Consider the following 18934-nt stretch of genomic DNA (forward strand, 5'->3'; position numbering starts at 1 on the left):
CTGAAATGAGTAGCATGCTAACTCATCCCAGCCATCATCCCACCCAGCGGCGGGCGTTGTGCCAGAGTTGCATCCACGGGCTGGGCGCGTTGCTGTCCAGCGGCGTCCAGCTCATCTGGATGTTGCGGAACACACGTTCGGGGTGCGGCATCATGGCTGTGAAACGACCATCGGCGGTGGTCACCGCCGTCAGGCCACCGGCACTGCCGTTGGGGTTGGCTGGGTAAGCCTCCGTCGGTTGGCCGTGGTTGTCGGTGAAACGCATGGCAGCAATCGCTTTGGCTGCGTCGCCGCGGTGCGCAAAGTTTGCGTAGCCCTCGCCGTGCGCCACGGCAATCGGCAGGCGGTAACCGGCCATGCCGGCAAAAAACAGGCTGGGCGAATCCAGAACTTCCACTTGACTCAGTCGCGCCTCGAAGCGTTCGCTGCGGTTGGTGGTGAAACGCGGCCAGGCTTCGGCGCCCGAAATGATGTCGGCCAGCTCGGCAAACATCTGGCAGCCGTTGCACACGCCCAACCCAAAGGTGTCTGTGCGGCCGAAGAAAGCCTGAAACTGCGCCGACAGCGCCGGGTTGAAAGTGATGGAGCGGGCCCAACCGATGCCGGCGCCCAGCGTGTCGCCATAACTGAAGCCGCCGCAGGCGACGACGCCGGTGAAGTCGGCCAGTTGCGCGCGGCCAGTTTGCAGGTCGGTCATGTGCACATCGAAAGCCTCAAAGCCGGCCTGGTTGAAGGCGTAGGCCATCTCGATGTGCGAGTTGACGCCCTGCTCGCGCAGGATGGCCACTCTGGGGCGTGACAACATCAGAGCCGGGCTTGCTATTGATTCAGTAGCTACTTGCGTAGTCGGGACATGGGCTAGAGCCGGATTTGATGCCAAAAACACATGCAAACCCGGGTTCAGCGGGTCGCCGGCAGCGGTATGTTCCTGGTCGGCGCAGGCCGGGTTGTCACGCTGCTGGTTGATCTTCCAGCTCACGTTGTCCCAGACCTGATGCAGGTCCTGCAGCTTGGCGCTGAACACCGTTTTGGTGTCGCGCCAGACCTGGACCTGACCCTTGCCAACCTCCAGCGAGGCGTGTTGCGGTCGGGTCTTGCCGATGAAGTGGCTGAACTTCGAAAGGCCATGATCGCGCAAGGTCTGCATGACTTCGTTGCGCACCTCGGTAGACACCTGGATCACGGCGCCCAACTCCTCGCTGAACAGCGCCTTCAGCGTCAACTCCTCGCGGCGCGCGCCGACCTGCGATGCCCAGTTCTTGCTGTCACCACTGTCCATGCGGCTGTCGGAGATGCCGTCGCCTTCGAGCAGCAGCATGTCAATGTTGAGTGACACGCCGACCTGGCCAGCAAACGCCATTTCGCAGGCGGTTGCGAACAGGCCGCCGTCGCTGCGGTCGTGGTAGGCCAACAAGCGGCCCTGGCGGCGCAGGGTGTTGATCGCATTGACGAGGTTCACCAGGTCCTGCGGTTCGTCGAGGTCGGGCACGTCGCCGTCTTCGAGCTCCAGCGTTTGCGCCAGGATGGAGCCGCCCATCCGGTTTTTGCCTTTGCCCAGGTCGATCAGGATCAGCGTGGTGTCAGCTTCCTCGGCGTTCAGTTGCGGCGTCAGCGTGCCGCGCACGTCGGGCAAGGTCGCAAAGGCGCTGACGATCAGCGAGACTGGCGAGGTGACCTTCTTGCTGGCGCCGTTTTCTGACCAGACCGTGCGCATGGACAGCGAATCCTTGCCGACCGGAATCGACACGCCCAGCGCCGGGCACAACTCCATGCCGACGGCTTTCACAGTTTCGTACAGTGCGGCGTCCTGGCCGGACTCGCCGCAAGCGGCCATCCAGTTAGCGGACAGTTTGACCCGTGGCAACTCGATGGGCGCGGCCAGCAAATTGGTGATGGCCTCGGCCACCGCCATGCGGCCAGACGCGGCAGCGTTCATGGTCGCCAGCGGCGTGCGTTCGCCCATGCTCATGGCCTCGCCGGCAAAACCGGCGTAGTCGGCCAGGGTCACGGCGCAATCGGCCACCGGCACCTGCCAGGGACCCACCATCTGGTCGCGGTGCGTCAGGCCACCGACGGTGCGGTCGCCAATCGTGATCAGGAAGCGTTTGGAGGCGACGGTCGGGTGGCTCAGCACGGCAATCGCGCTGGCCTGCAGGTCCACGCCGGTCAGGTTGATGGGCTTGATTTCCTTGTGGAGCGAGGTCACATCCCTGTGCATCTTGGGCGGCTTGCCCAAAAGCACATTCATGGGCATATCTACCGGTAAGGCCTGATCGGCATCCGACAACACCAGCTGCCTTTCCTCAGTCGCCACACCAATCACCGCAAACGGGCAACGCTCACGCTCACAAAAAGCCTGAAACACCGGCAACGATTCCGGCGCGATCGCCATCACGTAGCGCTCCTGGCTCTCATTGCTCCAGATTTCCTTCGGAGAAAGTCCGCTTTCTTCCAGCGGTACCGCGCGCAGGTCAAAACGCGCGCCGCGCCCGGCGTCGTTGACCAGCTCCGGGAAGGCGTTGGACAAGCCACCAGCGCCCACGTCGTGAATTGCCAGAATCGGGTTGGCGGTGCCGAGCTGGGCGCACTGGTTGATGACTTCCTGGGCACGGCGCTCGATCTCGGGGTTGCCGCGTTGCACCGAATCGAAGTCGAGCTGGGCCGCATTGGCGCCCGAAGCCATGGAACTGGCCGCGCTGCCGCCCATGCCGATGCGCATGCCGGGGCCGCCGAGCTGGATCAGCAGCGTGCCGGCCGGGAACAGGATTTTTTGGGTCAGGCGCGCATCGATGGTGCCGACGCCGCCGGCGATCATGATGGGTTTGTGGTACCCCCAGCGCTGGCCGCCGACGGTCTGTTCGTACTCGCGGAAATAGCCCGCCAGGTTCGGCCGGCCAAACTCGTTGTTGAAGGCGGCACCGCCCAGCGGGCCCTCGGTCATGATCTGCAGCGGGCTGGCGATGTGCTCGGGCTTGCCGTAAGACGTATCCGGGCCGTCAAACAGCCGGGAGACGGTAAAACCCGTCAGACCGGCCTTGGGTTTGGAGCCGCGGCCGGTCGCGCCTTCGTCACGTATCTCGCCGCCCGCGCCAGTGGACGCGCCGGGAAAAGGCGAGATCGCCGTAGGGTGGTTATGCGTCTCGACCTTCATCAACACGTGGGTCAACACGCCCTCGGATGTGCTATAACTTTGATAGCTTGCACCCCTTTCTGCATAATGGCTAGAGGCCGATTTGGCATAAAAGCGCTGGACCGGCAGACCTTCCATGACGGAGGCGTTGTCCGAATAGGCGACCACCGTGTGTTGCGGGTGTATTTTTTCGGTGTTGCGGATCATGCCGAACAGGCTTTTGTCCTGGGCGACGCCGTCGATGGTGAAGTCGGCGTTGAAAATCTTGTGGCGGCAGTGTTCGCTGTTGGCCTGGGCAAACATCATGAGTTCGACGTCGGTCGGGTTGCGCTGCAAGCCGGTGAAAGCATTGACCAGGTAATCAATCTCGTCGCCAGCCAGCGCCAGGCCGAACTCGCTGTTGGCGGCCTCAAGCGCGGCCGTGCCGCCGGCCAGCACGTCAATCGTCTGCAGGGGCGCGCCCTGCAGCTCGGAAAACAGGCCCGCGGCCTGCGCCCGGTCGGCCATCACGCTTTCAGTCATGCGGTCGTGCAACAGGGCAGCGACTTCGCTGCGCTGGGTATCGCTCAGGGCGCCCTTGCTGAAAAAACCGGTTTTGAAGCTGACGCGGTACTCGGTAATTCGTTCTATGCGTTTGACGGCCAGCCCGCAGTTGTGGGCAATGTCGGTGGCCTTGGAAGCCCAGGGCGATACCGTGCCGAACCGCGGCGAGACGATGAACAGCAGACTGTCCGCGCCGGCCGCCGCAGCGGGTTCGCCATAACTGAGCAGCGCGCCCAGACTGGCTCTGAGATCGGCAGCCGGCGGGGTTTCGGTGGCCACCAGATGCACAAAACGGGCGCTGATGCCGCTGATTTTGGGTTCGATGGCCTGCAGGCGGGGAAGCAGTTGCTGGACGCGGAAGTCGCTCAGGGCGCTGATACCGTGGGCGTCGCCCTCGAAAGTCGTCAGGTGCAGGGTCACGGTGGCGGTGGCCTTGTGGTTGTCGGCAGGACGCGGGCCCCGCCAAGGGTTTGGCAGCGCTACAGGCCTGCCGGGGTGCTCGTTAACCCTGAATTTTATCAGCGATGCCGGCGCGCCCTGCCTCTGCAATGCTCAGGTGGGATAATCGCAGCATGAGTATTACGTACAAAGATGCAGTGGGCATTGAGGGCATGCGCGTTGCCTGCAAACTGGCGTCCGAGGTGCTGGACTACCTCACGCCTTTCGTGAAAGCCGGCGTCACCACGCGCGAGATCGACAAACTCGCTAACGATTACATGGTTAACGTGCAGGGCACGGTCTCGGCCACGCTGGGTTACCAGCCGTCGGGCTACCCGCCCTACCCGGCTTCGCTGTGCACCTCGCTGAACCACGTGGTCTGCCACGGCATCCCGAACGACAAGCCACTGAAAAAGGGCGACATCATGAACATTGATGTCACCGTGATCACGAAAGGTGGCTGGTTCGGCGACAACAGCCGCATGTACATGATTGGCGATGTCTCGATTGCCGCCCGGCGCCTGTGCAGGGTCACCTACGAAGCCATGTGGCACGGCATCATGCGTGTCAAACCCGGTGCGCGGCTGGGTGACATCGGGCATGCCATCCAGGTGTTTGCGGAAAAACAGGGTTTCACCATCGTGCGCGAGTTTTGCGGCCACGGCATTGGCCAGCGCTTCCATGAAGAGCCCCAGGTGCTGCATTACGGCCGCCCCGGCACACTCGAAGCGCTCAAGCCCGGCATGACCTTCACCATCGAACCCATGATCAACGCCGGCAAACGCGACATCAAGAACGGCGCCGAAAAAGACGGCTGGACCATCGTCACGCGGGACCATTCGCTGTCGGCGCAGTGGGAACACACCGTGCTGGTGACCCCGACCGGCTACGAAGTGCTGACGATGTCGGCCGGCAGCCCGGCCACGCCGGACTTTGTGGCGGCCTACCACGCGGCGTCTGAGCCCGCCACGGCCGACTCGGCCGCCTGAACCGGCGTCGCCGAACCCCGCCGCACGCAGATGCTGTCCGCGCTGCCTTCCTCGCCTGCCATGACCGAAGCGGCCACTTTGCGCGAGCACTACCGCGCTGGTAAAAATGCGCTGCTGGCCTCGCTGGCCGGTAGCGGCTCCTCCACACGCGGCATCCACAGCCTGCTGCGCCGGCTGGCCCGGCACACCGATGCCACCCTGCGCCAGATCTGGCAACGCGCCGATTTTCCGGTCGGCTGCGCGCTGGTGGCGGTCGGCGGATTTGGCCGCGGCGAGCTGTTCCCGAACTCGGACGTGGATGTGCTGCTGCTGCTGCGCGATGACTCGCGGGTGGATGGCAACCCGGCGCTCAAAGGCAAGATTGAAAACTTCATAGGCGCCTGCTGGGACAGCGGCCTGGAGATCGGCTCCAGCGTGCGCACGGTTTCGGGCTGCGTCGAGGAAGCCGCCAAGGATGTGACGGTGCAGACCTCGCTGCTGGAGGCGCGCCTGGTGGCTGGCTCCACCAAGATTTTTGCGGCGCTGGTCACCGAGCTGGACGGCGTACTGGACCCGCAGGCCTTTTTCGTGGCCAAAACGCTGGAGATGCGCCAGCGCCACAACAAGTTTGAAAACACACCTTATGCGCTGGAGCCCAACTGCAAGGAGTCGCCCGGCGGCCTGCGGGACCTGCAACTCGTGCTCTGGGTAGCCAGTGCCGTCGGTTTGGGCAAGACTTGGGACGATCTCGCCCGCAACGGCCTGGCCACTGCTTTCGAGGTGCGCCAGATCAAGGCCAATGAGGCGCTGCTGAGCCTGATCCGCGCGCGCCTGCACCTGATCTCGGGCCGACGCGAAGACCGCTTGGTGTTCGACCTGCAGACCGCGGTGGCGGAATCCTTCGGCTATCACAGTGCCCCCACGCTCGGCACTGGCGTGTCTTCGCTGCCCCCCGAGGGGGCTGTTTCGCCTCGGGGCGGCCCGTCGGCGAAACGGCCCATGGTGCGAGCCAGCGAAGCACTGATGAAGCGTTATTACTGGGCCGCCAAGGCGGTGACCCAGCTCAACCAGATCCTGCTGCTCAACATCGAGGAGCGGATCCACCCGCACACCGCTCCAATGCAGGCCATCAACGAACGCTTCTTCGACAGGGGCGGCATGATCGAAGTCGCCAGCGACGACCTGTACCAGCGCGAACCCCACGCGATCCTGGAAACCTTTTTGCTGTTCCAGACCACGCCCGGCATCCAGGGCCTGTCAGCCCGCACTCTGCGCGCCTTGTACAACACGCGCAGCATCATGAACGCGGGCTTTCGCAGCGACCCGGTCAACCGAAACACCTTCCGCCAGATCCTGCAGCAGCCTGCGGGCATCACGCACGCGATGCGCCTGATGAACCAGACCTCGGTGCTGGGCCGCTACCTGTGGGTGTTCCGCAAAATTGTCGGACAGATGCAGCACGACCTGTTCCACGTCTACACGGTGGACCAGCACATCCTGATGGTGCTGCGCAATGTGCGGCGCTTCTTCATGGCTGAACATGCACACGAATACCCGTCCTGCTCGCAACTGGCCGCCGGCTGGGACAAGCCCTGGATTCTGTATATCGCTGCGCTGTTCCATGACATCGCCAAGGGCCGCGGCGGCGACCATTCCGAGCTCGGCTGCCTGGACGTGCGGGTGTTCTGCCGCCAGCACGACATTCCGGCCGAGGACGCCAAACTGATTGAGTTCCTGGTTGGTGAACATCTGACCATGAGCCGCATCGCCCAAAAGGAAGACCTGAGCGACCCGGAAGTCATTGGCGCCTTTGCCAAACGCGTCGGTAATGAGCGTTACCTGACGGCGCTTTACTTGCTGACGGTGGCCGACATCCGCGGCACCAGTCCCAAGGTCTGGAACGCCTGGAAAGGCAAGCTGCTCGAAGACCTCTACCGCTACACCTTGCGTGTGCTGGGCGGCCGTGCGCCGGATGCCGACGCCGAGGTCGAGTCGCGCAAACGCGAGGCGCTGGCCATGCTGGCCCTGCATGCCGAGCCCTTTGAGGCGCACAAGGCGCTGTGGGACACGCTGGACGTCAGTTATTTCATGCGCCACGAGGCTGGCGACATCGCCTGGCATGCGCGCCATCTGTCGCGCCACGTCGGCACGGCCACCTGCGTGGTGCGGGCGCGCCGCTCGGCCGCCGGCGAAGGCATGCAGGTGCTGGTCTACACACCCGACGCGCCGGACCTGTTTGCGCGCATCTGCGGCTATTTCGAGGAAGCAGGTCTGAGCATCCTGGACGCCAAGGTGCACACGGCAAAACCCCACAAAGGCTCGCCCGGTTATGCGCTGGATACCTTCCAGGTCGTCAGCCCGACCCTGGCCGACCACTACCGCGAACTGGCGGCCATGGTCGAGGCCGACCTGGACCGCACGATTGAACAAAACAAGCCCTTGCCGCCGCCCGGCAAAGGCCGGGTGTCGCGCCGGGTCAAAAGCTTCCCGATTGCGCCGCGTGTTGATCTGCGACCCGACGACAAAGGCCAGCGCTGGCTGCTCAGCGTCTCGGCCAGCGACCGGGTCGGCCTGCTGTATTCGATTGCGCGCGTGCTGGCGCACCACCGCATCAACCTGCAGCTCGCCAAGGTCACCACCCTGGGCGAACGGGTCGAAGACACCTTCCTGATTGACGGGCCGGAACTGCAGCAAAACAAGGCGCAGATCGCGATCGAGACTGAAATTCTGGAAGCGCTCACGGCCTGATTTCACAGTAGCAGCCACTCGGACAGAGGCTCTTGTTTGTTAATTTACTATTTAAATCAATAAGTTAATTGATTTTCTTAAAGTTACACATCATCACTCTTTGAGGCTTGTATGAGGCTGTCAGAGGCAGACAATGAATCCACTGCGGAGGACGCCAGAAAAACATTTGGCAGCCTAGCCTCATCGAACATTGCCACCTCAAGGAGCTTGCCATGCATGCCCAGACCCAAACCCTCTTAAGCCGCGAGCAGCAACTGCTTGTTTCCGGTGAATGCGACGACGACGGCCGGCCATTGGCCCGCCAGGTCTTTTTTGAACCCGACAACTGGCTGGTACCCGAAATCTATGGCGATCTGCTGGCCACCCATGCCGCCTGGCTGGGCAACCGGCCCGAACAGGTCGTGCTGGTTTCCGGTCACAGTTACGGCACCGGCAGCCACCGTTTTTTTTGGCTGATGGGCGACCGCCGCGCCATCGCCGTTCGATCGGCACTGATGAAGGCCGGCGCCGGCGCCAAGCAGGTACTGATCCAAAGCCGGGGGGCCGCCCGACCACTGATCGAGCTTGCCGGTGAGGAGGTCGCGCAGTACCGGCGCCGCGTCACACTGGACTACCTGGACGCGCATGCCGTGACCAGCTCGCCCCTGCCTCTGGAAGGCTCGGCCGACTGGTGGCGCTCCGTCTTCGGCCCTGGCGGCAAGGCGAGGCTGCCGGCTGACCTCCCGGCGCCGCACGGCGGCTGACGCGCGGGGACACAGAACTCAATCGTCTTCGGACGCATCCAGTCCCGGAAACAGCACCTCGGTGAATCCGAACTGGGTGAAATCGCGGATGCGCATCGGGTAGAGCTTGCCGATCAAGTGGTCACACTCATGCTGCACCACCCGGGCATGAAAACCATCGACAGTGCGGTCTATGGGGTCGCCATAGGGGTCGAAGCCGGTATAACGAATGCGTGAATAACGCGGTACCAGCCCGCGCAGGCCGGGCACCGACAGGCAACCTTCCCAGCCGTTTTCCTCTTCATAGGACAGCGGCGTGATCACCGGGTTGAGCAGTACGGTGCGCGGCACCAGTGGCGCGTCCGGGTAACGCGGATTAAGCGTGTCGGTGCCAAAAATCACCAGTTGCAGGTCCACGCCGATCTGCGGCGCGGCCAGGCCAGCGCCTTTGACGGAACGCATGGTGTCGAACATGTCGGACACCAGCAAATGGATCTCGTCGGTGTCGAACTCGGTCACTGACGGGGCAATACGCAGCAGGCGCGGATCGCCCATTTTGAGAATCTCGCGGATGGTCATGGAAGTGTGAAGGTGACGCCAAAACCGCAAGCATACAGAGGACGCGCACCGCGCACGGCAAAATGGGGCATGTCCGAGCCCTTGTCCCCGCCGCCTGCCACCGCCCGCGCCCCACTGCCCGCCGTCGCGCGCTGGTTGTTGCTAGCCGTGGCGGTGCTGAGCCTGGCGCTCGGGTTGATCGGCATTTTCATGCCGGTCCTGCCAACCGTCCCTTTTATCCTGCTCGCGGCCTGGGCTGCCGGGCGCAGTTCCCCGCGTTTGCTGGCCTGGCTGGAAAGCCATCCCAGCTTCGGACCAATGCTGGTGGACTGGCGGCAAGGCGGCGTGGTTGGAAGGCGCGCCAAGTGGCTGGCCACCCTGACGATGAGCGGCAGTGCGGTCCTGATGTTTTTCACCATGCCCAAACGCTGGATGGCCTTGCTGCTGATTGCCAGCATGGCCTGCGTGCTGGTGTGGTTGTGGCGGCGGCCGGAAAATACCAAAGCCGGCGTGCCGCCCGCCTGAAGCGCAGATAGCGCTAAGGCGCTTCCAGTAAGAGCAGCAAACCGGTCTCATCGATCACGGCTATGCCCAACGCCTGCGCCTTGGTCAGCTTGCTGCCGGCTTCCGTTCCGGCCACCACGTAATCGGTTTTCTTGCTGACCGAGCCGGCCACCTTGCCGCCGGCGGCCTCTACCTTGTCTTTGGCCTCGTCGCGACTCAGCGTCGGCAGGGTGCCGGTGATGACAAAGGTTTTTCCCGACAGCGGTTGCGGAGCGCGCGCGGCCGGCTCGCCCTCGGTCCAGTGAACGCCACAGGCACGCAACTGCTCGACCACTTCACGGTTGTGCGGCTGGTCGAAGAAAGTTCGCAGGCTGGTGGCCACGATGGGCCCGACATCGCTCACTTCAAGCAGTTGCTCTTCGCTGGCCTCCATGATCGCGTCCAGCTTGCCGAAGTGGCGCGCCAATTCCTTGGCCGTTGCTTCGCCCACATGCCGTATGCCCAGGCCAAACAGGAAACGCGGCAGGGTAGTTGCCTTGGACTTTTCCAGTGCCTGCAACAGGTTCTGCGCCGACTTGTCAGCCATGCGCTCCAGCCCTGCCAGCGCGGTCAGGCCCAGCTTGTAGAGGTCTGGCAGGGTGCGGATGATGTTGGCATCGACCATTTGCTCGACCAGCTTGTCGCCCAGGCCTTCGACCTCGACGGCGCGGCGATGCGCATAGTGCAGGATGGCCTCCTTGCGCTGGGCACCGCAGAACAAACCGCCGGTACAGCGGTAGTCGGCTTCGCCCTCCTCCCGCACTGCGTCGGAGCCGCAGACCGGGCAGGTGCGCGGCATGGTGAATTGCGGCGAGTCCTTCACGCGTTTGTCGGCCAGCACACTGACCACCTCGGGAATCACGTCGCCGGCGCGGCGCACGATCACCGTGTCGCCGACCCGCACGTCCTTGCGCCTGGCCTCGTCCTCGTTGTGCAAGGTGGCGTTGGTCACGGTCACGCCACCCACAAACACCGGTGCCAGCTTGGCCACCGGTGTCAGTTTGCCGGTGCGGCCGACCTGCACGTCGATGGCCAGTACGGTGGTGATCTGCTCCTGGGCCGGGTATTTGTGCGCCACGGCCCAGCGCGGCTCACGCGTGACAAAACCGAGTTTTTTTTGCAGGGCCAGGCTGTTGACCTTGTAGACCACGCCGTCGATGTCGTAGGGCAACTGATCGCGTTCGCGTGCAATCTTCTGATGAAACGCTATTAATTCAGGAGCGCCTTGCGCAGACTGGGTATGGGCTGCAACCGGAAAACCCCATGATTTCAGGGTCAGCAGCATCTGGAAGTGGGTCTCGAACTGCGGACCGCCTTCTTCCTGCGGCGTGACTTCGCCCAGACCGTAGGCAAAAAAGCTTAGCGGACGCTGCGCCGCGATGCCTGGGTCCAGTTGCCGCACTGCACCGGCCGCGGCGTTGCGTGGATTCACAAAGGTTTTTTCGTTTTTTGCGCCCTGGGCGATTTTTTCGCGCTGCTTCTCGTTGAGCGATTCGAAGTCATCACGCCGCATGTAGACCTCGCCCCGAACTTCCAGAACTCGGGGCGCATCCTCAAGCAGCCGCAGCGGTATCTGCCGGATGGTGCGGATGTTCTGCGTCACGTCCTCGCCGACTTCGCCGTCGCCTCGTGTGGCCGCCTGCACCAGCACACCGTTCTCGTAGCGCAGGCTCATCGCCAGGCCGTCGAACTTGAGTTCAGCGACGTACTCGACCGATGGATCGGACGCGGCCAATCCCAGCTCCTTGCGCACGCGGGTGTCGAAGTTCTGCGCGCCGGTCGCTTCAGTGTCGGTTTCGGTGCGTATGCTGAGCATGGGCATCGCGTGGCGCACGCTGGCGAACTGGTCCAGCGCCGTTCCGCCTACACGCACCGTCGGCGAATCGAGGCTGGCCAGTGCCGGGTGTGCAGCCTCCAGCGCCTGCAGCTCCTGAAACAGCCGGTCGTACTCGGCATCAGGAATGCTCGGCTCGTCCAGCACGTGGTAGCGGTGGGCGTGTTGGTGGAGTTCGCTGCGCAACTCGGCGATACGGTCGGCAGGCGACAGCCCGGGCGACGCAAACAGGTCAGGGGTGGCCATGGCGAAGAAAAAGCAGGTTCAGGAAAACAGCCGCCGGCCCAGCGCCGAGCCGGCCGGCATGTCGCGCTCTTCCAGCGTGTTGTAGAGCTGCTCCAGGTCAGCGTGGATGGCTTCCATGGCTTCTGGCCGTATCGGTTGGCCCTGATCGTCGATGATCACGCCGTCCATGCTGGCGGCCAGCGCAATCGCCGCTTCGCACATGCGCTCAAAGGGCTGCTCGGCGCGCAGCACTTGCGGCACATCCAGCGACAGCGTCAGCTCGCGCAGCGCGGTTTGTTCCGGGTCTTCGGCCATAGCGGCCTGGGTGTCAAAAGACAGGCCCAGTACCGGGGGTGCATGCGGGCCGGACTGGCTGGCCGGCAGCACCATGCGGCCCGGGACGGAACCGGCCACAAAACCAAGCTTGGCCGCGTTTTGCTGCACATAACCGGGGCTCCATGCCGTGTGTTTGGCGCGCAGGGTGAAGCCCAGTTGGGCGTCATGGGCGCTGGCAAAGTTATCGAGTTCGCGCGCGCGCGCCACCTCGTCCATCATGTCGGGGAACTCCGGCTGGCCGTCAATCGCGTCGGCAAACGCCTGCGCTTTCATGACAAATTCCGAAAATTCAATCTGGTTCAGCGCGCCGGTGCGGTTGGCCAGTTGCACGCCGGCCTGAAAGGCACTGTATCGCTGGCCGGCGGCCGGGGTTTCCCAGGCGCCGCTGGCCGGGCTCAGGCCCTCCACCGCAAAGGGTTTGCTGCCCGCGCGGCGCGAGCCAGGCATGGCGGCCAGTGCCGCTTCACCGGACACCACCGAATCGACCCCGATGGGCGCAATCACGTCAATCAACGCGTCCAGGCCCGGCTTTTTCTCGGGCACGGTCAGCGCCGTGAGGGCATCGAGGCTGGAGTCGGTATCGAAGCCGGGTTCCAGGCGCTCGGGCTGCGTGTCCAGAGGCAGGTCACCGCCGGTGGGATCGATGGCGGGGGCCACCGGGTCGGGGGTGGGCTGCATCGGCAGGTTTTTGCGGGCCGACCATGCGCTGTGGGCCACCACGATGGCCAGCAGCAAGCCGCCGATGATCGCCAAACTGATCTGGAGTGTGCTCATGCTGAGATTGCCCCCACGTTCGCCCACTGCGTGTGGCTCTCTGCCCCCTTGGGGGGCCGCTGCGCCTGAGGTCCGGCGAGCCCGGTTCCGCGGCCCCGGCTGGTCTTAAAGCCCATGAGTTGCCTTGCTTTAACGGTCATGCTGCCTCCGCAAACCCAAGGGCTGCTTCCATGTCGACCGCGACGATGCGCGAGACGCCCTGCTCCTGCATGGTCACGCCTATCAATTGTTCGGCCATTTCCATGGCGATCTTGTTGTGGCTGATGAACAGGAACTGCGTTTCCTTGCTCATGCTGGTCACCAGCTTGGCATAACGCTCGGTGTTGGCATCGTCCAGCGGCGCGTCGACCTCGTCCAGCAGGCAGAACGGCGCGGGGTTCAATTGGAAAATCGCGAACACCAGCGCAATCGCTGTCAGGGCTTTCTCGCCGCCTGACAACAGGTGAATTGTCTGGTTTTTCTTGCCCGGTGGCTGGGCCAACACCTGAACGCCAGCGTCCAGAATTTCCTCACCGGTCATCATTAATTTTGCGTTGCCGCCGCCAAACAGGCGCGGGAACATCTCCCCGAAGTGGCGGTTCACCGTCTCGAAGGTCGATGACAGCAGCTCGCGCGTTTCTGCGTCGATCTTCTTGATCGCATCTTCCAGCGTGTTCATGGCCTCGTTCAGGTCGGCCGACTGCGCGTCGAGGAACTGTTTGCGTTCGCGCGCGCTGGCCAGTTCGTCGAGGGCTGCCAGATTCACGGCGCCCAGCGACTGGATCTCGCGGTTGATGCGGTCGATCTCGCCCTGCAGGCCGGTCAGGCGCACATTGCCGGTCTGAATCGACTGCTCGACCGCTGCCAGGTCGGCCTGGGCGTCGCCCAGCAACTGCGCGTACTGCTCTAGCCCCAAGCGAGCGGCTTGCTCCTTGAGCTGAAACTCGGTGATGCGCTGGCGCAGCGGCTCAAGTTCGCGCTCGAGCTGCAAGCGCCGCTCGTCGCTGGCGCGCAGCTTGGTGGTCAGGTCGTCGTACTGGCTGCGTTTGGCGCCCAGGTCGGCCTCGCGCTCCAGCTTCACATTGAGGGCGTCCTGCAGGCCGGCCTTGGCGGCGGCGTCGCTCAGGCGCGAAAGCTCTGCTCTGGCGCGCTCTTCCTCGCTGGCGATCGATGCGGCCTGCTGCGCGGCGATGTCTATGGAACGTGCCAGTTCGTCACGGCGCGAAGCCAGGCTGCGCAGCGCGAACTGCGCCTCCTGCGATTGGCGCTCAAGAGCGCGTTGCTGTTCGCGTGATTCGTTCAGTTTCCGCTCGGCCTCGATGACGCGGTCGTCAAGCTGCGCATGGCGCTCCTGGCTGTCGGCCAGTTGCATGTCGAGTTCTTCGAAACGTGCCTCGGCCGTGACCTTGCGCTCCTGCAAGTCGGCCATTTGCGCGTCGATCTCGCCGAGATCGGCATTGATCTGTTCGCTGCGGGCCCGGGTTTGCTCGGCCAGCTGGGTCAGGCGCAAAACCTCGACCTGCAGCTCGTGCGTGCGGCTCTGGCCTTCGGCAGCTTCGCGGCGCGCCGTTGCCAGACGCTGGGCAGCGTCGGCATAGGCGGCTTCGGCACGAATCAAGGAGCTGCGTACCTCGTCGTTGATCAGGGTCTGGCCGCGTAATTGTTTCTCGAGGTTTTCAATTTCCTGCGCGCGCGCCAGCAAACCCGCTTGTTCGGAGTCCTGGGCGTAAAAACTCACGCTGTGTTGTGTCACCGCATGGCCGGTCTGGACAAAAATTACCTCACCGGCCTGCAACTGCGGGCGCGCGGCCAGGGCTTCGTCGAGACTGGCGGCGGTCAGGCAGCCGTGTAGCCAGTCGCCCAACAGCGCCGCCTGGCCGGCGTCATTGAGGCGCAGCAAGCCGGCCAGAGGTTTCAAGCCGGTGCGCGAGGCCGGTGCCGGCGCTGCAGCTGAAGGCGGTGAATAAAACGAGAGTTTGGCCGGCGGTGTATCACGGCCATCGGTGCCGGCAAAACCACGCACCATGTCGAGACGGCTGACCTCCAGCGCGCCCAGGCGTTCGCGCAGTGCAGCTTCAAGGGCGTTTTCCCAGCCTTGTTCGATGTGGATGCGGCTCCACAGGCCCTGCAGCCCGTCCAGGCCGTGTCTGGCCAGCCAGGGCTTGAGCTTGCCGTCGGTTTTGACTTTTTCCTGAAGCGCCTTGAGTGCTTCCAAACGCGCCGACAGCTCGGCTTGTTTGGCCGACTCGGTGTTGACGGTCTGCTGCCTGGTGCGTCGGTCTTCGTCGAGTTGCGGCACGCTGTCGGTCAGCTCGTGCAGGCGGGCCTCTACCATGTCCTGGTTTTCCTGCGCCGCGCTGAACTGGGTATTGAGGTTGGTCAGGCGCGCTTCGTCAGGCGCATTGAGCGCATTTTTGTCGGCGCTCAGGCGTTCATGGCGCAGGCTGAGGGCACGTGATTGCTCCTCGATGTTGCGCTGGTCGGCGGCCAGCACCTGGATCTGTTGCTGCACCTGGCCGACGCTGGAACGCTGTTCATTGGCTTTGGACTGCGCGGTGCGCAGCGCCTCCTCAAGTGCCGGCAACTGGCCGGCCTGGTCTTCGGACTGCGCGGCCAGCAGTTCGGACTGCTCTTCAGCCTGCAACGCCTGCGCGGCGAGGTTTTCGGTTTCCAGTGTCGCGTCATCCTTGCGGGCGGCCCATTGCGCGGTCTGCTCCTTGAGCTGTTGCAGGCGCTGCTCGACGCGCTGCCGGCCCTCCACCACAAAACGGATTTCGGACTCCAGGCGCCCGACTTCGGCGCTGGCTTCATAAAGCTTGCCCTGGGCCTGGTTGACCTGGTCGCCGGCGGCGTAGTGCGCCTGGCGGATGGTCTCGAGGTCGGCCTCGATGTGGCGCAAATCGGCGATGCGGCTTTCGAGGTCGTTAACCGATTTTTCCGCATCGCCCTTCACCTTGGCCTGATCAGCCTCGCTTTCGGCACGCTTCAAAAACCACAACTGGTGTTGCTTGAGCGTTGCATCGGCGTGCAGCGCGTTGTAGCGCAACGCCACCTCGGCCTGCTTTTCCAGTTTTTCGAGGTTGGCATTGAGCTCACGCAGGATGTCCTCGACGCGGGTCAGGTTCTCGCGCGTGTCGCTCAGGCGGTTGGCGGTTTCGCGGCGGCGCTCCTTGTATTTGGAGACTCCGGCAGCTTCCTCGAGAAACAGGCGCAGCTCCTCGGGCTTGGATTCGATGATGCGGCTGATCGTGCCCTGACCGATGATGGCGTAGGCGCGCGGGCCCAGGCCGGTGCCGAGGAACACGTCCTGCACGTCGCGCCGGCGCACCGGCTGGTTGTTGATGTAGTAGCTGCTGGTGCCGTCGCGCGTCAGCACGCGCTTGACGGCGATTTCAGCAAACTGGCCCCACTGGCCGCCGGCGCGATGGTCGGCATTGTCGAACACCAGCTCGACGCTGGACCGACTGGCCGGTTTGCGGATGTTGGTGCCATTGAAGATCACATCCTGCATTGACTCGCCGCGCAGTTCGGAGGCGCGGCTTTCACCGAGAACCCAGCGCACGGCGTCCATGATGTTGGACTTGCCGCAACCGTTGGGGCCGACCACGCCGACCAGTTGGCCGGGCAACACAAAATTGGTTGGTTCGGCAAACGACTTGAACCCGGATAACTTGATCGAATTGAGACGCACGGCAAACCCTGTTTTTTTATTCGCGCTTTGGAGCTAAGTCATTGATTTTTATAGCGCTTTTTGGATGCGCTGAACCTGCTTCCAGCAATGCAGAGCCTGTAATGTTACCCGAGGCGGGCGGGCGGGCCGCTGTAAAAAAGGGGGATTGTTGCCTCATTGGCTGGCTGCGTAGCCTGCCAGTTGCGGTCCTTTGTCGATTTATGCGAAAAATCGACCTCCAGCCCATGCCCCATGGGCGTGGGCAGCTATGAATTTTGTAGCGTTTCACGGATCGTGCAACTGATGCGCTACGCACACTGGATAATCCGGGCCATGAATCCTCTGTTGAAACGCCTGCAGCCCTACCCCTTCGAGCGGCTGCGCTTGCTCCACGCCGGCGTCACGCCCAACCCCGCCTACCGTCCCATCAGCCTGGGCATTGGCGAGCCCAAACATGCGACGCCGGAACTGATCAAGACCGCGCTCAGCGCCAGCCTGGCCGGGCTGGCGAGTTACCCGGCCACGGCCGGCGAACCGAAACTGCGGCAGTCCCTGGCCGGCTGGATGAATCGCCGTTACGGCCTGGCGCTGGACCCGCTAACGCAGATCCTGCCGGTCAACGGCTCGCGCGAAGCCTTGTTTGCGCTGGCACAAACCGTCATTGATCCCACCCAGCCCGGCGCGACCGTGCGCCGCGCTGGGCCGCCCCAAGCAAGCACAGCCCCCTCGGGGGGCAGCGAACCACACGAAGTGGGGATCGTGGGGGCTCTTGTAGTTTGTCCCAATCCGTTCTATCAAATCTACGAAGGCGCGGCGCTGCTGGCCGGCGCCGACACCTGGTTTGCACCGAGCGATCCGGCGCGCAACTTCGCGGTGGACTGGGCTGCTGTACCGCAAGCGGTCTGGCAAAAGACCCAGTTGCTGTTTGTTTGTTCACCCGGCAACCCGACCGGCGCGGTCATGGGCCTGGACGAGTGGAAGCTGCTGTTCGAGCTCAGCGACCGCTACGGCTTTGTGATTGCCTCGGACGAGTGTTACAGCGAGATCTATTTCCGGGACGAGCCGCCGCTCGGTGGCCTGCAGGCTGCCGCGCAACTCGGTCGCCACGATTTCAAAAACCTGATCGCGCTGACCAGCCTGTCCAAACGCAGCAACGTGCCCGGCCTGCGCAGCGGTTTTGTAGCCGGTGATGCGGCATTGATCAAACCCTTTTTGCTCTACCGCACCTACCACGGCAGCGCCATGAGCCCCATCGTGCAGGCCGCCAGCATCGCCGCCTGGGACGATGAAGCGCATGTGATCGCGAATCGCGCCATGTACCGCGAGAAGTTTGCCAAAGTCACACCGTTGCTGGCCGCCGTGATGGACGTGGCGCTGCCCGACGCCGGCTTTTATCTGTGGGCACAGGTTCCCGCGCATTTTGGCGGCGACGACGCGGCTTTCTCGCGCGAGTTGCTCGCTCTTTACAATGTCGTGGTGTTGCCTGGCAGTTACCTGGCCCGCGAAGCCCGCGGCCACAATCCGGGCGCCGGCAGAATCCGCATGGCCCTGGTCGCTGAAACCGCCGAGTGTGTCGAAGCCGCTGAAAGAATCGTTCAATTTATCCAATCCAACGCCAATCCAAAATGAAACAAGACCAACTCGAAAGCATCATCAACGCCGCCTGGGACGACCGCGCGAACCTCTCGCCGCAGGCCGCTTCGAAAGAAATCCAGGATGCGGTGGAGCACACGATCTCCGAACTCAACGCCGGCCGCCTGCGTGTCGCCACGCGCCAGGGTGTGGGCCAGTGGACCACGCACCAGTGGATCAAGAAGGCCGTGCTGCTGAGCTTTCGCCTGAAGGACAACGTGATGATGCGCGCCGGCGACCTCGGCTTTTTCGACAAGGTGCCGACCAAGTTTGCGCACCTGAGCGAAGAGGAAATGAAGGCCAGCGGCGTGCGTGTGGTGCCGCCTGCGGTAGCGCGCCGCGGCAGCTACATCGCCAAGGGCGCGATCTTGATGCCCAGCTACGTGAATATCGGCGCCTATGTCGATGAGGGCTCCATGGTCGATGCCTGGGCCACAGTCGGCAGTTGCGCGCAGGTCGGCAAAAACGTCCACCTGTCCGGCGGTGTCGGCTTGGGCGGCGTGCTTGAGCCGTTGCAGGCGAACCCGACCATCATCGAGGACAACTGCTTCATCGGCGCACGCTCCGAGATCGTCGAAGGTGTGATCGTCGAAGAAAACTCAGTGGTCTCCATGGGCGTTTACATCGGCCAGAGCACGCCGATTTACGACCGCGAGGCAGACACCGTGACCTATGGCCGCATTCCGGCCGGCTCCGTGGTGGTGTCGGGCAACCTGCCCAAGGCCGGCGGCAAATACTCGCTGTATTGCGCCGTGATCGTCAAGCGTGTTGACGCCAAGACCCGCGCGACCACCAGCCTGAATGACCTCCTTCGTGACTGACTGATTGATTGAT

At 63.5% G+C, this 18934-nt stretch carries 11 protein-coding genes; 6 read left to right on the forward strand and 5 right to left on the reverse strand.

Going from position 1 to position 18934, the window contains the following annotated elements:
* Positions 1–34: 34 nt before the first annotated feature.
* Positions 35–4093: a phosphoribosylformylglycinamidine synthase gene (purL, locus tag IEX16_RS12930; protein WP_188708900.1), complete on the reverse strand. Its 4059-nt coding sequence runs from the start codon at positions 4091–4093 to the stop codon at positions 35–37.
* Positions 4094–4245: 152 nt separating this feature from the next.
* Here purL and map point away from each other — a divergent pair, with 152 nt between their 5' ends.
* The 3 genes from map (at position 4246) to IEX16_RS12945 (ending at position 8570) form a co-directional block, all read left to right on the forward strand.
* Positions 4246–5100, forward strand: a complete 855-nt coding sequence (gene map, locus IEX16_RS12935) for a type I methionyl aminopeptidase (RefSeq protein WP_188708901.1) — start codon at positions 4246–4248, stop codon at positions 5098–5100.
* Positions 5101–5160: 60 nt separating this feature from the next.
* Positions 5161–7827 (forward strand): [protein-PII] uridylyltransferase, encoded by a 2667-nt coding sequence (locus IEX16_RS12940; RefSeq protein WP_188708902.1) that lies wholly within the window; start codon positions 5161–5163, stop codon positions 7825–7827.
* Between the two features lie 212 nt (positions 7828–8039).
* Positions 8040–8570: an OmpA family protein gene (locus IEX16_RS12945; RefSeq protein WP_188708903.1), complete on the forward strand. Its 531-nt coding sequence runs from the start codon at positions 8040–8042 to the stop codon at positions 8568–8570.
* Positions 8571–8588: 18 nt separating this feature from the next.
* Here the strand turns inward: IEX16_RS12945 and def are convergent, their stop codons facing one another.
* Complete coding sequence (gene def, locus IEX16_RS12950; RefSeq protein WP_188708904.1) at positions 8589–9128, reverse strand: peptide deformylase; 540 nt, start codon at positions 9126–9128, stop codon at positions 8589–8591.
* A gap of 69 nt (positions 9129–9197) precedes the next feature.
* Between def and IEX16_RS12955 the strand changes: the two genes are divergently transcribed.
* Entirely contained in the window at positions 9198–9632 is a 435-nt protein-coding gene (locus tag IEX16_RS12955; RefSeq protein WP_188708905.1) for a YbaN family protein, read from the forward strand.
* 13 nt (positions 9633–9645) lie between these two features.
* Here the strand turns inward: IEX16_RS12955 and ligA are convergent, their stop codons facing one another.
* The 3 genes from ligA to smc all read right to left on the reverse strand — a co-directional run bounded on the left by ligA (position 9646) and on the right by smc (position 16489).
* A complete protein-coding gene (gene ligA, locus IEX16_RS12960; RefSeq protein WP_188708906.1) occupies positions 9646–11730 on the reverse strand; it encodes an NAD-dependent DNA ligase LigA in 2085 nt (694 codons plus the stop codon).
* Between the two features lie 18 nt (positions 11731–11748).
* A complete protein-coding gene (locus IEX16_RS12965) occupies positions 11749–12819 on the reverse strand; it encodes a cell division protein ZipA C-terminal FtsZ-binding domain-containing protein (RefSeq protein ID WP_188708907.1) in 1071 nt (356 codons plus the stop codon).
* A 136-nt stretch (positions 12820–12955) separates the two neighbouring features.
* Entirely contained in the window at positions 12956–16489 is a 3534-nt protein-coding gene (smc, locus tag IEX16_RS12970; protein ID WP_188708908.1) for a chromosome segregation protein SMC, read from the reverse strand.
* Between the two features lie 312 nt (positions 16490–16801).
* Between smc and dapC the strand changes: the two genes are divergently transcribed.
* The gene (dapC, locus tag IEX16_RS12975) at positions 16802–18097 is read left to right on the forward strand and encodes a succinyldiaminopimelate transaminase (protein WP_188708909.1); all 1296 of its coding nucleotides are present in this window, start codon (positions 16802–16804) and stop codon (positions 18095–18097) included.
* Entirely contained in the window at positions 18094–18921 is an 828-nt protein-coding gene (dapD, locus tag IEX16_RS12980) for a 2,3,4,5-tetrahydropyridine-2,6-dicarboxylate N-succinyltransferase (protein WP_188708910.1), read from the forward strand. Before dapC ends, dapD begins: the two co-directional genes overlap by 4 nt.
* The last annotated feature ends 13 nt before the right edge of the window (positions 18922–18934 follow it).

It is taken from the genome of Polaromonas eurypsychrophila (genome assembly GCF_014641715.1).
GTDB classification, from domain to species: Bacteria; Pseudomonadota; Gammaproteobacteria; order Burkholderiales; family Burkholderiaceae_C; genus Polaromonas; species Polaromonas eurypsychrophila.

Coding starts and splice junctions, on each gene's coding strand:
- ligA (WP_188708906.1), bottom strand. CDS start 11,730: ATGGCCACCCCTGACCTGTTTGCGTCGCCCGGGCTGTCGCCTGCCGAC.
- IEX16_RS12940 (WP_188708902.1), top strand. CDS start 5,161: ATGACCGAAGCGGCCACTTTGCGCGAGCACTACCGCGCTGGTAAAAAT.
- IEX16_RS12965 (WP_188708907.1), bottom strand. CDS start 12,819: ATGAGCACACTCCAGATCAGTTTGGCGATCATCGGCGGCTTGCTGCTG.
- map (WP_188708901.1), top strand. CDS start 4,246: ATGAGTATTACGTACAAAGATGCAGTGGGCATTGAGGGCATGCGCGTT.
- dapD (WP_188708910.1), top strand. CDS start 18,094: ATGAAACAAGACCAACTCGAAAGCATCATCAACGCCGCCTGGGACGAC.
- dapC (WP_188708909.1), top strand. CDS start 16,802: ATGAATCCTCTGTTGAAACGCCTGCAGCCCTACCCCTTCGAGCGGCTG.
- def (WP_188708904.1), bottom strand. CDS start 9,128: ATGACCATCCGCGAGATTCTCAAAATGGGCGATCCGCGCCTGCTGCGT.
- IEX16_RS12945 (WP_188708903.1), top strand. CDS start 8,040: ATGCATGCCCAGACCCAAACCCTCTTAAGCCGCGAGCAGCAACTGCTT.
- IEX16_RS12955 (WP_188708905.1), top strand. CDS start 9,198: ATGTCCGAGCCCTTGTCCCCGCCGCCTGCCACCGCCCGCGCCCCACTG.